This window comes from Coprococcus sp. AM100_B19A, from assembly GCF_027662015.1.
GTDB lineage: Bacteria > Bacillota > Clostridia > Lachnospirales > Lachnospiraceae > Allocoprococcus > Allocoprococcus comes.
On the sequence record NZ_JAQDKN010000010.1, the window covers coordinates 620 to 14,995 of the forward strand.

At 39.4% G+C, this 14,376-nt stretch carries 13 protein-coding genes, 4 tRNA genes and 1 pseudogene; all 18 read left to right on the forward strand.

The features are described 5' to 3' along the window. Positions 1-271 (forward strand): NifB/NifX family molybdenum-iron cluster-binding protein (locus tag PGQ33_RS10790; RefSeq protein ID WP_270205716.1); only part of this gene is annotated, 271 nt, incomplete at its 5' end. A 333-nt stretch (positions 272-604) separates the two neighbouring features. Continuing rightward, positions 605-928, forward strand: coding sequence for a thioredoxin family protein (locus PGQ33_RS10795; protein WP_029732564.1), 324 nt, complete (start codon positions 605-607; stop codon positions 926-928). A gap of 15 nt (positions 929-943) precedes the next feature. Next, positions 944-1,867, forward strand: a complete 924-nt coding sequence (trxB, locus tag PGQ33_RS10800; RefSeq protein ID WP_005421617.1) for a thioredoxin-disulfide reductase — start codon at positions 944-946, stop codon at positions 1,865-1,867. 339 nt (positions 1,868-2,206) lie between these two features. Beyond that, positions 2,207-2,680: a sigma factor-like helix-turn-helix DNA-binding protein gene (locus PGQ33_RS10805; protein WP_173724949.1), complete on the forward strand. Its 474-nt coding sequence runs from the start codon at positions 2,207-2,209 to the stop codon at positions 2,678-2,680. A 242-nt stretch (positions 2,681-2,922) separates the two neighbouring features. Further along, the gene (locus PGQ33_RS10810) at positions 2,923-3,105 is read left to right on the forward strand and encodes a hypothetical protein (RefSeq protein WP_173724948.1); all 183 of its coding nucleotides are present in this window, start codon (positions 2,923-2,925) and stop codon (positions 3,103-3,105) included. 153 nt (positions 3,106-3,258) lie between these two features. Beyond that, entirely contained in the window at positions 3,259-3,624 is a 366-nt protein-coding gene (locus tag PGQ33_RS10815) for a type II toxin-antitoxin system PemK/MazF family toxin (RefSeq protein WP_173721145.1), read from the forward strand. Between the two features lie 56 nt (positions 3,625-3,680). Then, on the forward strand, positions 3,681-3,947 hold the full coding sequence (locus PGQ33_RS10820; RefSeq protein ID WP_119221745.1) for a DUF6870 family protein: 267 nt from the start codon (positions 3,681-3,683) through the stop codon (positions 3,945-3,947). A 138-nt stretch (positions 3,948-4,085) separates the two neighbouring features. After that, positions 4,086-5,723: a recombinase family protein gene (locus tag PGQ33_RS10825; protein ID WP_270205717.1), complete on the forward strand. Its 1,638-nt coding sequence runs from the start codon at positions 4,086-4,088 to the stop codon at positions 5,721-5,723. Continuing rightward, positions 5,723-7,453: a recombinase family protein gene (locus PGQ33_RS10830; RefSeq protein WP_270205718.1), complete on the forward strand. Its 1,731-nt coding sequence runs from the start codon at positions 5,723-5,725 to the stop codon at positions 7,451-7,453. Before PGQ33_RS10825 ends, PGQ33_RS10830 begins: the two co-directional genes overlap by 1 nt. After that, the gene (locus PGQ33_RS10835; protein ID WP_270205719.1) at positions 7,432-9,039 is read left to right on the forward strand and encodes a recombinase family protein; all 1,608 of its coding nucleotides are present in this window, start codon (positions 7,432-7,434) and stop codon (positions 9,037-9,039) included. Before PGQ33_RS10830 ends, PGQ33_RS10835 begins: the two co-directional genes overlap by 22 nt. A gap of 46 nt (positions 9,040-9,085) precedes the next feature. Then, positions 9,086-9,937 (forward strand): annotated as a pseudogene (gene eno, locus PGQ33_RS10840) (phosphopyruvate hydratase); the annotation flags it as partial. A 153-nt stretch (positions 9,938-10,090) separates the two neighbouring features. After that, a complete protein-coding gene (locus tag PGQ33_RS10845) occupies positions 10,091-10,534 on the forward strand; it encodes a GNAT family N-acetyltransferase (protein WP_270205720.1) in 444 nt (147 codons plus the stop codon). A 137-nt stretch (positions 10,535-10,671) separates the two neighbouring features. Continuing rightward, positions 10,672-10,742: transfer RNA gene (locus PGQ33_RS10850), tRNA-Gln, on the forward strand. A gap of 54 nt (positions 10,743-10,796) precedes the next feature. Beyond that, positions 10,797-10,870, forward strand: a tRNA-Pro gene (locus PGQ33_RS10855). Between the two features lie 64 nt (positions 10,871-10,934). Continuing rightward, positions 10,935-11,005, forward strand: a tRNA-Gln gene (locus tag PGQ33_RS10860). 62 nt (positions 11,006-11,067) lie between these two features. Further along, positions 11,068-11,141, forward strand: a tRNA-Pro gene (locus PGQ33_RS10865). Positions 11,142-11,354: 213 nt separating this feature from the next. Continuing rightward, positions 11,355-13,031 (forward strand): M3 family oligoendopeptidase, encoded by a 1,677-nt coding sequence (locus PGQ33_RS10870; RefSeq protein ID WP_270205721.1) that lies wholly within the window; start codon positions 11,355-11,357, stop codon positions 13,029-13,031. A 334-nt stretch (positions 13,032-13,365) separates the two neighbouring features. Next, on the forward strand, positions 13,366-14,331 hold the full coding sequence (locus PGQ33_RS10875; protein ID WP_117834681.1) for a carbohydrate kinase family protein: 966 nt from the start codon (positions 13,366-13,368) through the stop codon (positions 14,329-14,331). Positions 14,332-14,376 lie beyond the last annotated feature (45 nt).

The window sequence follows — 14,376 nt, forward strand, 5'->3', positions numbered from 1 at the left end:
CGGACATGGCGCATTGGCAGGAGTTCTTAATGCATTGAACGCAGATGTTTTGATCTGTGGCGGAATCGGAGGCGGTGCACAGACAGCGTTAGCGGCGGCCGGTATTAAGCTTTTCGGAGGAGTTTCTGGAGATGCGGATAAAGCAGTAGAAGCTTTTATCAATGAAACACTTGATTATAATCCGGATGTTAAGTGTTCTCACCATGAGCATAACCACGGGGAAGGACATACATGTGGCGAGCATGGATGTGGAAGCCACAGCTGCCATTAAGAAGAATAGCAAAAAGTAATAGTACGAAAGGATGTGCCAAGGTAATGTAGAAGTTACCGCAGCACATCCTTTTGTCTTATGTGATTCTCATATTGATTATTTCTTACTTGCCGAAAATAATGAATTGAACGTATAATACTCCCATCTTTTTGTAACTGTCAAAGATGAGAGTATACTTAATTTATTGAGAAGAGTCAATTATATAACTGACATATGCTGTAAATAGAAGTAAAAAAGCGTAATAAAGTAAATCAACTTTTCTGTGATATCATCACGGAAGCAAGCACTTATTTGGGGTATATTAAGTTCAAATAGGAGAAGGAGTTGAAAAATATGACATCTATAAATATAAATAAAGAAAAGTTTGGACAATTAATTCATAAGGAAAAACCGGTTTTGGTTGATTTCTGGGCACCGTGGTGTGGTTATTGCCGTAGAATTGGAGCAGCTTATGAAAAAATAAGTGAAGAATACAGCGATATACTTGTTGCTGGAAAAGTAAATATTGATGAAGAACCGCAGATTGCAGAAGCTGAAAAGATTGAGGTGATTCCTACGTTGGTTTTATATCGAAATGGAAAGGCAGTAGATTCTATTGTTGCACCTGAATCAAAAATAATGATAGAGAATTTTATTAATGAAGCATTGGAAAAATAAAAGGAGGACTGCTGTATGAATGAAAATCATGTTTACGATATGATTATCGTGGGGGGAGGACCTGGAGGGTATACTTCAGCATTATACGCAGCCAGAGCAGGATTTGATACCATTGTTTTAGAAAAATTATCTGCAGGTGGTCAGATGTCATTGACCTGGCAGATTGATAACTATCCTGGTTTTGAAAATGGAATTGACGGATTTTCATTGGCAGAGAAAATGCAAAAACAGGCGGAAAAATTTGGCGCTAAAAGTGAATATGCTGAAGTTTTTAATATGGATTTAACAGGAAAGCTTAAGAGAGTAGAAACTAGTTCGGGAATTTATATTGGGAAAACAGTAGTGATTGCTACTGGAGCAAATCCAAGAGAACTTGGTCTCGCTAAAGAAAAAGAATTGATAGGTCATGGGGTTGCTTATTGTGCCTCCTGTGATGGTATGTTTTATAAAGATAAGATCGTGGTGGTTGTTGGTGGTGGAAATTCTGCTGTATCAGATGCTGTTCTTTTAAGTCGAATTGCTAAGAAAGTCATCATTGTTCATCGAAGAGATACATTACGTGCAACGAAAATCTACCATGACCAGCTGATGAAAACTGAAAATATAGAGTTTCGATGGAACAATACAGTAAATGAACTGATTTATGGAGAACGATTGACTGGTGTGCGGTTGAAAGATACAGTTACAGGAGAAGAAAACATTATAGAATGTGACGGTCTGTTTGTGAGTATAGGAAGAAAACCGACAACAGATTTTTTAGATAATCAGATAGAACTGGATAATAAAGGATATATTGTGGCAGGTGAAAACACTGAAACGAGTATTCCGGGTGTTTATGCTGTAGGAGATGTCAGAACAAAGTTACTTCGTCAGATAGTAACAGCAGTGGCAGATGGTGCTATGGCAGTACATATGGCAGAAGAGTATGTGGAGAAATAATAATCAGAATTTGAATAGTGAACTTTTTATACTGAAATATGTACGATTTCAATAATGACATGAACTTATGGGAACGTATTGCGGATACTTTGTGAACTTTATCCTGATACAATGGTTATGCTGATGAAAGAAGGCATAGATAACTGAATACAAGAAAGAGACGAAAGCCTCAGTAGTTAAGAAAAAACTACTGGGGCTTTTTTTCGTGCCTAAATTTTTCAGCCAATAACTGCGGGCGTATCCCGGCAGGATAAAGGCGGAGCAGGCATGATTCTAAACAGAGGTCCGCCTTCTGGATTTGAAACGAGCAACAAGATTTCAAATTCAGGAGGAACGGACATGTATATTGAACACCCATATTTTTATGAAGGAAAGTATTACGCAAATATTGATGGAGAAATGATCGAGGTTACAAAAGAAGTTGCGTATGCGATGAACAATTTTTACAGAAGCAGCAAGGCAAAAAAAGTTGAGATTAAGAACGAACGGGGTGAGGTCGTGGATAAGATGCTGCGGGAGGTACCTTACAGCGGTCAGTCCATTGATGGAGAAGGCTTCATGATTGAGGATTTTCCAGATCTGAACTGTGATGTGGAGCACTGTGTACTGACAAAAATGGAACAGCAGGATATTCACAAAGTGATCAATCAGCTGAACTCAGAGGAACGCATGATTATTTATGGCATTTTTTTTGAAAACAAGACACAGACACAGATGGCGGAGATTATGGGGATTTCCAGACAGATGCTGTCATACAAGCTGAAATCCACTCTTAATAAGATGCGTGAAATGTATATGAATAAATTTTTTTAAAAATTTTTCAAAATCTTTTGCATCTGCCAAAGTCATTTGACTTTAGTAATTAGAGGAAGTTAAAGGACTTCCTAAAATGAACCATGATAACTGAATATTCAATAATAACTGATGTGACATTTCATACAGTGAGCACGAGGAAGATGCCGCTATAGGATTATAAGACATAACAAAGATTTTAGTTCAGTCCGTAATACTGCGAAAAAGCACTGACCGAAGCTAGCTGGCAGGCTGGTGATGCGATGACATATATGAGATGCGATACACTTGCAGACCCTGAGAAGTCTGTAACTGGTAAACCTATGAACTGCTGGAGCCTGGAAACGAGAGTTTTCGGGTTGTGGTCCGGAGCGTGCATCCGGGCAGGTTATTATTCCCTTCCTGCACATGCGGGAGTAACGATTCGGGGTATCGAGGATAAATAGAATCGAGCGAGCACTGTTTAATAATCAAATTGGCTATAGAGGTTATGCGGCAGAGCTTTCCTTATGGGAAAGAAACTCTGCCGTATTCCTGTGGAGTCAATATAGCGCTATGGATGCTTTACAAATAAAAATAATAGATTGGAGAGAGGACAAATGACAATCCGCAGAGGAGATATTTTATGGGCAGATCTCGGTATGTTTCCTGCAACATCTGTTCAGGGTGGTGTAAGACCGGTGATCGTAGTGAGCAATAATAAAGCCAATACATACAGTTCAGTCATAACGGTAGTTCCGCTGACATCAAGAATATATAAGAAACGGTATTTGCCAACACATGTATTTATCAGTAAATATGATATGACGGGAATCCGAAAAGGAAGTTTGGCACTGGCTGAACAGGTTATGAGCATTTCTACGAAATGTATTATTGAGAAATGTGGAAGAGTGAACAAGTGGAGCCTGGATCGGGTACTGAAAGCAGTACGGATTCAGATGGGAATGGAAGAGAAGACTACATAGCTGTTACGAATATTTATTTTCGATAATGGTAACTATAGGAAAAGGAGGCGATGTCCATGACAGCAGTTGAAAGATTAGAAGCGTTGAAAACGGTTGATATCAAAGAGATTGACCGAGATAGTTTGCCAAAGTACAAGGATTTGATTTCAGAGCTGGATAGCAGGAAAAGCAATAAGATGGAAGTGCTACTTAATCACTCTGATAACCCGTATGTATATGAAGATATGGGCTATGTCGTAAAAAGTGTTTTTAATACAGCTGCTTCCCTTTCCTATATAGACTGTACAAAACAGCTTGTAGCAAAGAAAGCTGGATTGGCATAAGGGAATAACTGGAACAACAAAATTTCATATTCACACAGAAGACGAAGTGTGCTATAATGCTAACAGGACTAAATTTGAATAGAGCACTTCTATTTAAGGGTTCTGTTTTGGCAGAATCTTTGGATAGGAGTGTTTTTTATGCAAAAAAATATCTGGATAGCAGCCAAGTACCTTCGTCTCAGTATTGAGGACGGAGATAAGGCTGAAAGTGAATCTATTGTAAATCAGTCAATTTTGATTGATAACTATATGAAATCGACGTCTGATATTACTATTGTTGAGACATTTAAAGATGATGGTTTTTCAGGTACAGATTTTAATCGACCTGGTTTTCAGGCAATGCTCAAAGCAATTGAAAATAAGGAAATCAACTGTATCATTGTAAAAGATTTATCCCGATTTGGTAGAGAGCATATAGATGTTGATCGGTATATTCAAAAAGTATTTCCACAACTTGGAGTGCGATTTATAGCAATCAATGATAATTATGATTCTGAAACAGCAAACATTACCGATACGCATCTTGTATTACCGGTAAAATCCTTTGTCAATGACACGTATTGCAGACAGAATTCTCAAAAAGTAAGAAGCCACTTGAGTGCAAAAAGAAATATTGGAGAATATGTGGGAAATTATGTGTCATATGGGTATAAAAAGTGTGATACTGATAAAAGTCAGATAGAAATTGATCCGGTTGCTGCAAAGCATGTAAGAGATATTTTCACCTGGAAGATGGAGGGCATGAGCAATCAGCTGATTGCAGATAAACTGAATGAACTGGGAGTTCTTGCACCGGCTGATTACAAACGTGCGACCGGAGTAAACTTCAAATCGTCATTTCAGACACATCTGACATCCAGGTGGTCAGCAGTAGCAATTATCCGTATCTTAAAGAATCCAATCTACTATGGAGTGCTTCAACAGGGAAAATCCCAAAGAATTAACTATAAAGTTAAGGTGCAGAGGGCATTACCAAAGGAAGAATGGGTGATTTTTGAAAATCATCATGAAGGTATCGTTACAAAAGAAGAATATGAAACAGTTCAGATGTTGCTTGCGAAGGATACCAGGATAGCACCCGGAGAAAACAGACTTTATTTGTTTGGTGGGTTATTATCCTGTGGAGACTGTGGAAGTAATCTGATCCGGCGAACTAACAGTTATAAAGGAGAAAAGACAGTTTTTTATATCTGTTCTTCTTACAATAAAAAGAAGGATCAATGTTCCCGACATAGCATCAGAGAAGATGTGCTGATTCAGCTGGTGATGGATTCTTTGAAAATGTACAGTAAGATGACGGATGCCATACGAAATGCAGTGGAGTATTTGAAAGAAAATTCTTTGGATACACAGACGTTGATACAGCATGATGACCAGATACTTGAATTACGAAACAAAGTCAATAAATATTATAAGTTGTTACATTCATTATCGGGAAATCTTGCGTCAGGAGTTATTTCTAGGGATGATTACGCTTTGCTTAGAGAACGGTATCAGACAGAAATTAAAAGTCTGGAAAGCAATATTGAAAAGCAGGAAGAGTATATGGAAGATCTCCTTGAAAATAAACTGCTGTGCGAAGAATGGGTGAACACATTTCTTGAGAAACCGTCTTTGGGAGATCTTGACAGGGATATGCTTCTTCAGTATGTGGAAAAAATAAATGTATTTGAAGGGAAAAAAATAGAGATTGTTTACCGCTTCCAAGATGAACTGGTAACAGCTGCAAGACTGGCAGAACAGATTGGAAAAACAAAACAGGAGGTGGCTGTATAATGGCAAGAACAAGAAATCGCCAGATGAAACAGGCTGAAGCAATCGTACAGGCATCACCGCAGAAAATCTGGAAAGCCGGTATTTATACCAGAATATCTGTAGATATCAACGGTGAGAAGAGAGAATCACTGGAGACACAGAAACTGATCGCTCTTTCTTATGCAGAATCTCATCCGGATATTGAAGTTGTAAAGTTTTATAAGGATGACGGTATATCAGGTACAAAATTTGATCGAGATGATTTTGTAAGAATGCTTGGTGACATCAAATCAAAAGAAATAAATACGGTCATAGTAAAGGATTTATCACGATTTGGTCGAGATTTGGAAGAAGTATCAAAATATCTGGAAAAAATATTTCCATTTATGCAAGTGCGTTTTATATCAGTCAATGATAACTATGACAGTATCAGTCCAGAATGTGACAATCAGATGCTTGGAATCATGATATCGAATCTTGCAAATGATATGTATGCAAAAGATGCATCGCTAAAGAGTTCCGGTACGATGAAAATTAGAATGGAATCTGGAGAATATTGTGGAGGAGATGCTCCTTATGGATACAAAAGATCTACAGATGAAAAAGGTAATCCTACTACGGTTCCAGATGTATTGACAGCACCATATGTTGTGAAAATATTTGAAAAGCTTCTTGCAGGACAATCATATCTGGGTATTTCTCGAGAATTTAACGAAATGTTGCTTACACCTCCAAGATTATATGCGAGAACTGGAAAGTTATTCTTGAATAGTCTTCAGGAGGCTGAAACACATTGGTGTGCATCTACAATTAAAAGAATTGCAGAGAACAGGCATTATCTAGGGAATACTTATACGCACAAAACCAGAACATCACTTCTTACAAGTGAGAAGAATACAATTTTGGACAAGAGCGAATGGAATATGCATGAAAATACGCATGAGGCACTGATCAGTGAGGAAGTTTTTGAAAAAGTACAGGAGATTATTCAAGTGAAACAGAAAAATGCTGTACCCAAAAAAGATCTAAGTCAGATTGTTACACATGGTAAGCAGGATAATAAATATATTGGTATTGTTTTTTGCGGTGAATGTGGAGCAAAAATGACAAGAAGATATTCCAGAAAGGAAAAAAATGGCATTTTATATTATCATTATTATTATATATGTGGTAATTATGCGACAGTATCCAAGGATAGTTACAGTTGTAATCGCTGGAAAGAAGAGGTTATAGATGAGTTGGTGTATCATGCAATCTTAAAGCAATTAAAGGCTATATGCAATATCAAAATACAACTGGAAAGGTTTAATGATGACTATTATGATGTGTACAGAAGGTATTTGAACAAAGAACACAGCAAGATAGTGCAAATGAATAAGAAAAATGAGTCAAAGCGTCTTGAATTTTATGAGCAGTATGTTTCAGGTAAAATTGATGCGGATGAATATCAACGTATGATTGAAAGAGTGTCCGTAGTTGAAAAAGAGCTGCTTGCAAGACAAAAAGAAATAGAAAAAAGCAGTAAAATGACAGAAAAGCTGTGTAAAAAGAACTATTTATGGCTTTCGGAATTTACTAAAGGCATAAATACAGAATACCTTACAAAAGAGAGTGTATCTGCTTATATAAATAAAATAACATTATATGAAGATAAAAGAATTGAAATTGAATTTAAACTTCAGGACGAATTGCTGGAATTGGCAAAAAAATTGGAAGAGGGGGTGGTTAGATGTCAAATGATAAGTGCGTAGTAAAATACTTGAGATTATCTCTGGAAGATGATGATATACTGGATGAATCTAATAGTATTACAAATCAAAGAATTGTAATAGGGCAATACATAGCCAGTAAAAATGAGTTCAAAAATATGGAAGTGTTAGAATTCAAAGATGATGGCTATAGTGGAACAAATTTCGAACGCCCAGGATTCCAAAGTATGATGGAATTAGTAAGGGACGGACAAGTCAGCACAATTATAGTGAAAGATCTCTCACGATTCGGCAGGAATCATATAGAGGTTGACACATATCTGGAGCAGATTTTTCCATTTCTGAATGTGAGATTTATAGCAATCAATGATAATGTTGATAGTATGAAATATGAATCTGGTATGCCGGGAATAGATGTTGGTTTCAGAAATATTATTAACGAACATCATAGCATTGATACTTCCGTTAAAGTAAAAAAGACTTTGTTACAGCGTCAGAAAGCAGGAAAGTATATGGGTGCCAGAGCACCATATGGATACTTGAAGCCTGATGAAGATGTGACGAGTCTCGTGATTAATCCGGAAACGGCACCTGTTGTGAGGATGATATTTCAGAAATATCTTGAGGGAATGAATATCACTCAGCTGGCACGTTATCTGAATGAGCAGAAAATTATGAGTCCGGGTCAATATAAAAGAGAAGTTCTGAAAACTGGTGTAAAGAAAACAACAGAAAAATATATCTGGTATCCGGTAACTGTAAGACTGATACTGATGACAGAAACGTATACGGGAACTATGATTGGCGGTAAATGGAAAGTTGCTTCAGTAGGAAGTAATAAGCATTTGAAAACAAAAGAAGAAGACTGGATCGTGGTTGAAGGTACCCATGAAGCGATTGTTTCTAAAGAAACATTTGATGCTGTACAGAAAAAGTTGGAATTAAATTCCAGAAAAAAGAGCAAAACTCACAATAATAATTATCCGCTGAAAGGATTGGTAAAATGTGGGGGATGCGGTCAGAATCTACAGCATGTAACCAGATGCAATCCGCACTTTAAGTGCCCAAGGAAATTTAATACGGCAAATAAATATTGTGTAACAGACAATTTATATGATGACGAGTTCAATGAGATGATTTTCAGGGCGATAAAGCTGTTTGCAAAGATCAGTGATGATGCTGAACCGGTACTCGAATTACAGAAAGCAGAATTAAAATCAAAAGTGAATGAAGCTACAAAGAATATTCGAAACTCCAAAGACAGTATTAGCAGATACAAGCACCAGAAAACGGAACTATATATGCGATATGCAATGGAAGAAATCTCAGAAGAAGAGTTCACCAGAAAAAATGACAGGCTTGATAAACAAATTGAGAAAGAGACCTTAGCGATAGCACAAATAGAGATAGAACAGAGTGAAGCGGCTGAACGGTTATTTGAACTACCACCAGATGGCAGGCAGTGTCTGACAGATTTGATTGAAGGAAATGAGCAATTAACTAGAGAGATAGCAGTAACTTTTATTCGTGGTATCAAGGTATATAAAGATAAGCAAATAGAAATTGAATGGAATTTTGCTGATGAACTGGTAAAGTATGTAGAGCAGGCACAGAAAATCTGCAGTTAAAATGCTGTTGGACAAATTACAAAAATTTTGTGTCATTAGCTTGACACAAGGGGGAAGACATGCAGATAATTCCATTGACATTCAGGAGTTTATGATCATGCCTGTCGGGGCAGTGTGTTTTGAAGAGGGACTTCAGATGTGTGCTGAGATTTATAAAATGCTTCGCTCGATCCTGGATCAGTACGATTACCCGACAGCTGTCGGAGATGAGGGAGGATTCGCACCAAATCTTCCGGATACAAAAGAAGCACTCCGGATGATCATGCGTGCAATTGAAAAGGCCGGGTATAAGCCGAAAGAGCAGATCGTGATCGCATTGGATGCAGCGGCAAGTGAACTATATGATAAAGAGAGAAAAGAGTATATATTCGAAGGAGAAGCCCGGATGCATGGACACCGGGTGGCCAGATCTACAGAAGAGATGATTGATTATTATGAAGAGCTGGCGGGAGAATTTCCGATTCTTTCCATTGAGGATCCGTTGGATGAGGAAGACTGGGGAGGCTGGGAGCTTCTGACAACAAGGCTGGGACTGGATATGCAGCTTGTAGGAGATGATCTATTTGTCACCAATGTAAAACGGCTAAATGCCGGAATTTTAAAAGAGATCGCAAATGCAATTCTGATCAAAGTCAATCAGATCGGGACACTGACAGAAGCGGTAGATGCGATTCAGATGGCGCAAAGAGCCGGTTATCAGGCAATCGTATCACACCGTTCCGGAGAGACGGAAGATCCGTTTATTGCAGATCTGGCGGTGGGATTCAATACGGGACAGATCAAAACCGGTGCACCGTGCAGATCTGAGAGGGTGGCAAAATATAATCAGCTTCTTCGGATTGAGGAGAGGCTGGGGAATATTGCCAGATATGAGAACCCATTTGTACGATTTTCATAAGATTTCCGGAATACGCCGCCTCCGGGCAGGAGGTATTGAAAATAAAAGCAGTGTATGATATTATGCAGAGTATAAGAATGGGAAAAGAGATCACTTTCTAAGCGAACAGGGAGTGACCTCTTTTCGTGAGGATAATAAAAGGAGAACCGGAAAATGATAAGAAAGATAAAAGCGGAAGACAAAGAAATCTACATAAAAATGGCACATGATTTTTACCGGATGCCGGCAGTGGATCATCCGGTTCCGGATTCATATCTGGAAAAAACATTTGAAGAGTGTATGAAGAGCGATACCTATGCGGAGCTTTTTATCCTGGAATGGGAAGGTGAGATCGCAGGATATGGACTGATCGCCAAGACCTTTTCACAGGAGGCGGGCGGAATGGTATACTGGCTGGAGGAATTATATATAATGGAAGAGTATCGCTCCAAAGGACTTGGAAGTGAGTATTTCGGATATATGGAAGACCACAAAGAAGAAGGGGTTACAAGATTCCGTCTGGAGGTCGAGAAGGAAAATGAAAGAGCCTGGAAGCTGTACAAAAGGCAGGGATATGACTGGCTGGAGTACGATCAGATGATAAAAGAGTTTCGTTAGAAAAATGTCAGATAAAAGAAGAAAAAGTATACAAAATGACTTTCTTTAAAAAAATGTAAAAAAGTGCTTGCATTTCCGTAAAGATTTGCTATAATAAGTTTGTTCGCTGTTGAGAACCAGAGCGGACATACAGATGATGCGGATTGGTGTAATGGCAGCACAGCAGACTCTGACTCTGTTAGTAGAGGTTCGAGTCCTCTATCCGTAGTCCCTTAATTAAATAAGGACTTAACTGGACAGGTAAGATGTCCGGTACGGTTATCGGAGTGTGGCTCAGTTTGGTAGAGCGCTACGTTCGGGACGTAGAGGTCGCAGGTTCAAATCCTGTCACTCCGATTTGGTTTTCTAAAATTTATAATGTTTTGTTCATTTTGGTGGACAGATATTAGCAGATGATTGATGCGGATTGGTGTAATGGCAGCACAGCAGACTCTGACTCTGTTAGTAGAGGTTCGAGTCCTCTATCCGTAGTTTTTAATTGAATAAGAATTTAAGTTGGATATTCCGTTTGGAATATCCAATATATTTATTATCGGAGTGTGGCTCAGTTTGGTAGAGCGCTACGTTCGGGACGTAGAGGTCGCAGGTTCAAATCCTGTCACTCCGATTTTTGTATGTCTGAAGATAAGAAGCTCTTTTGATGCAGATGTGGATTGAAGAATCCGACTGTGTCAGAAGAGATTTTTTATTCTTTCGTAACATTGTACGAAAAGGTGATGGAATCACAGGATGAGTTGTGATAAAATCGGGATAGAGCTGCTTTTGGGGAAAAGAATATGATTCTGACAGGCAGAGGAAAAAGATTGGAAAGAAGGAAAAGATGATGGAAAAATTTTCAGAGATGAAATATGTACGTCCAGATGGGGAAGCGTATATTCAGACCATCCAGAAAGAAACAAAGAACTTTAACGAGGCTGCAGATTTTGAAGGCGCGCATCAGGCATTTGTCGCAATCCTGAATGCAAACAGCCACTTTAATACGACACGCGTCATGGCAAGTATCCGCAACAGCCAGGATACCAATGATGAATTCTATCGAAAAGAGATGGAATATATTTTCGAGATCGAGCCACAGATTGATGTAGAAATGAAAAAATTCTATGAGAGTTATCTGAAGTCTTCTTACAGAACAGAGCTTGAAAAAGAGTTCGGAGAAGTTTATTCCAGACAGGCAGAGAACAAAGTCCGGCTTACCGATCCGTGTAATGCCGATCTGCAGATCCAGGAGAACAAACTGGTTCAGAAGTATTTCCAGGTTGCAGCGGCACCGGTTACAGATTTTCATGGAGAACAGCTTGGGTTCTATGGTCTGTTAAAGATGATGGAGGATACCGACAGAAGCATCCGTAAAGAAGCTTTTGAAAAGTGGGCAGAGCTGTATAAATCGATTTCGGATGAACTGGATTCCCTTTATACGGAACTGATCGGAATCCGTCAGCAGATGGCAAAGAACCTTGGATTTAATGGATATGCCGAGATGATGTATCAGAAGATGGAAAGATTTGAATATACGCCGGAGGATGTGGCAATATTCCGTAAGCAGATCCGGGAGCATATCGTACCGCTTTGTCAGAAACTTTATGAGGAACAGAAAGAAAGACTTGGCATCGAAGAATTAAAATACTATGACGAAAGTCTTACCTATCCGGATGGAAATGCAGTTCCGGAGGGAACGGAAGAAGAACTTCTGGAAAAGGCGAGAACCATGTATCATGAGCTTTCCAAAGAGACAGGAGAGTTCTTTGATTTTATGATGGAATACCGTCTGTTTGATCTGGAAGGAAGACAGGGAAAACAGCAGGGCGGCTACTGTGACTTTATGGAAGAATATAAGGCACCGTTCATTTTTGCAAACTTTAATGGAACCAATGCAGATGTCAATGTCCTTACCCACGAAGCAGGACATGCCTTTGAAGCATACACAGCGTCACGCAATATTCCGGTATTATCGCAGACATTCAGTACCGCAGAGATCAGTGAGATCCATTCAATGGCGATGGAATATTTCACACTGCCGTGGATGCATCTGTTCTTCGGAGAAAATGCAGAAAAACAGAAAAAAGCATACCTGTGGGATTCGCTGGAAGCAATGCCATACATGGCATGCGTAGATGAATTCCAGCACCGTGTATACGCTGAAAATCTGACCGATGCAATGGAAAGAAGAAAAGTATGGCACGAACTGGAAAAAATCTATCTCCCATGGAGAGATTATGACGGCAATGAATTCCTGGGACAGGGCGGATTCTGGATGCAGAAACAGCACCTATTCATGTGCCCGTTCTATTATATTGATTACGCCGTATCCCGTGTAGGAGCCCTCGAATACTACGGAAAAATGCAGGAAGACCTGGAAAGTGCATGGAAAGATTACTACGCCCTCTGCCGCCAGGGCGGAAGCAAAGGCTACCACGAACTCCTCAGAATCGGAAACTTAAGCGACCCATTCAAAGAAGGAACCATCTACAACGTTCTGAAAAAATTGAACCTGATTTAAGCGAAAGAAAACTGAAAAAACATGATATCGATTACATAATCTTATTGCATGTACTGGAGGGACAAGGTATAATTTGCTTATAAGAGTATGGGATCGAAGATTATTATCGATAACCTTGATGGACGAATTACACAAAAGAACTGTTTCAAATTCTGATTTTGTGCAATGGAGATGAAACTCAAAAATCGTGGAAACCTCTGCTGAACACGATTTTCGCCCTAAGAGGTTCATCGGAATGGTTTGCACAACTGAATTTGAAACAGTTCTTTTGTGTAATCCGTCTTCACAGCCTATAACTTTGCATCCAAGAGGATTATAAAGAGAGGACTCGAATATGGAAAAGATCTATGACGTAACCGCCTTAGGCGAACTGCTAATTGATTTTACAGAAAATGGAACAAGTGTACAGGGCAATCCGCTGCTGGAAGCCAATCCGGGAGGCGCACCATGCAACGTACTCGCCATGCTTGAAAAACTTGGGAAAAAGACCGCATTTATCGGAAAAGTCGGAAAAGATATGTTCGGAGAACAGCTGAAAACTGCAGTCGAAGAAGTTGGAATTGATACACGGAATCTGGTAATGGATGAAGAAGTACATACCACACTTGCGTTCGTACATACTTATCCGGATGGTGACAGAGATTTCTCTTTCTACCGGAATCCGGGAGCAGATATGATGCTGAAAAAAGAAGAAGTGGACGAAGATCTGATCCGCGGGGCAAAGATTTTCCATTTCGGAACACTTTCCTCTACCCATGAAGGCGTGCGAGAAGCAACCAGATATGCGATCGATGTGGCAAAAGAAGCAGGATGTATCGTAAGCTTTGACCCGAACCTCCGCCCGCCACTCTGGAAATCACTGGATGAGGCGAAAGCCGAGATCGAATACGGACTTTCCAAATGTGACATCCTGAAAATTTCAGATAATGAAGTGGAATTTTTGTTCGGAACCACGGACTATGATGAGGGAGCAAGACTGATCCGTGAAAAATATCAGATTCCGCTGGTACTCATTACCCTCGGAAAAGACGGAAGCCGTGCATATTATAAAGATCTCCGGGTAGAAGTTCCGGGCTTTGTCCAGGAGCATACGATCGAGACGACCGGCGCCGGAGATACGTTCTGTGCCAATTCCCTGAATTATATTCTGGAGCATGGAATGGAAGAGCTGACCGAAGAAAATTTAAAAGAGCTTCTCACATTTGCAAATGCGGCAGCATCCCTGATCACAACAAGAAAAGGGGCACTTCGGGTTATGCCGACCAGAGAAGAAATCAAGAACTTTATCCAGAATGTATAAAAAAGGAATCTGTTGTAAGACAGAAGAGAAGAACCTCTGCTTGAC

What these genes read in the sequence shown, in the direction of transcription:
- PGQ33_RS10795 (WP_029732564.1), top strand. Translation starts at nt 605, where the DNA reads ATGACATCTATAAATATAAATAAAGAAAAGTTTGGACAATTAATTCAT.
- trxB (WP_005421617.1), top strand. Translation starts at nt 944, where the DNA reads ATGAATGAAAATCATGTTTACGATATGATTATCGTGGGGGGAGGACCT.
- PGQ33_RS10805 (WP_173724949.1), top strand. Translation starts at nt 2,207, where the DNA reads ATGTATATTGAACACCCATATTTTTATGAAGGAAAGTATTACGCAAAT.
- PGQ33_RS10810 (WP_173724948.1), top strand. Translation starts at nt 2,923, where the DNA reads ATGACATATATGAGATGCGATACACTTGCAGACCCTGAGAAGTCTGTA.
- PGQ33_RS10815 (WP_173721145.1), top strand. Translation starts at nt 3,259, where the DNA reads ATGACAATCCGCAGAGGAGATATTTTATGGGCAGATCTCGGTATGTTT.
- PGQ33_RS10820 (WP_119221745.1), top strand. Translation starts at nt 3,681, where the DNA reads ATGACAGCAGTTGAAAGATTAGAAGCGTTGAAAACGGTTGATATCAAA.
- PGQ33_RS10825 (WP_270205717.1), top strand. Translation starts at nt 4,086, where the DNA reads ATGCAAAAAAATATCTGGATAGCAGCCAAGTACCTTCGTCTCAGTATT.
- PGQ33_RS10830 (WP_270205718.1), top strand. Translation starts at nt 5,723, where the DNA reads ATGGCAAGAACAAGAAATCGCCAGATGAAACAGGCTGAAGCAATCGTA.
- PGQ33_RS10835 (WP_270205719.1), top strand. Translation starts at nt 7,432, where the DNA reads ATGTCAAATGATAAGTGCGTAGTAAAATACTTGAGATTATCTCTGGAA.
- PGQ33_RS10845 (WP_270205720.1), top strand. Translation starts at nt 10,091, where the DNA reads ATGATAAGAAAGATAAAAGCGGAAGACAAAGAAATCTACATAAAAATG.
- PGQ33_RS10870 (WP_270205721.1), top strand. Translation starts at nt 11,355, where the DNA reads ATGATGGAAAAATTTTCAGAGATGAAATATGTACGTCCAGATGGGGAA.
- PGQ33_RS10875 (WP_117834681.1), top strand. Translation starts at nt 13,366, where the DNA reads ATGGAAAAGATCTATGACGTAACCGCCTTAGGCGAACTGCTAATTGAT.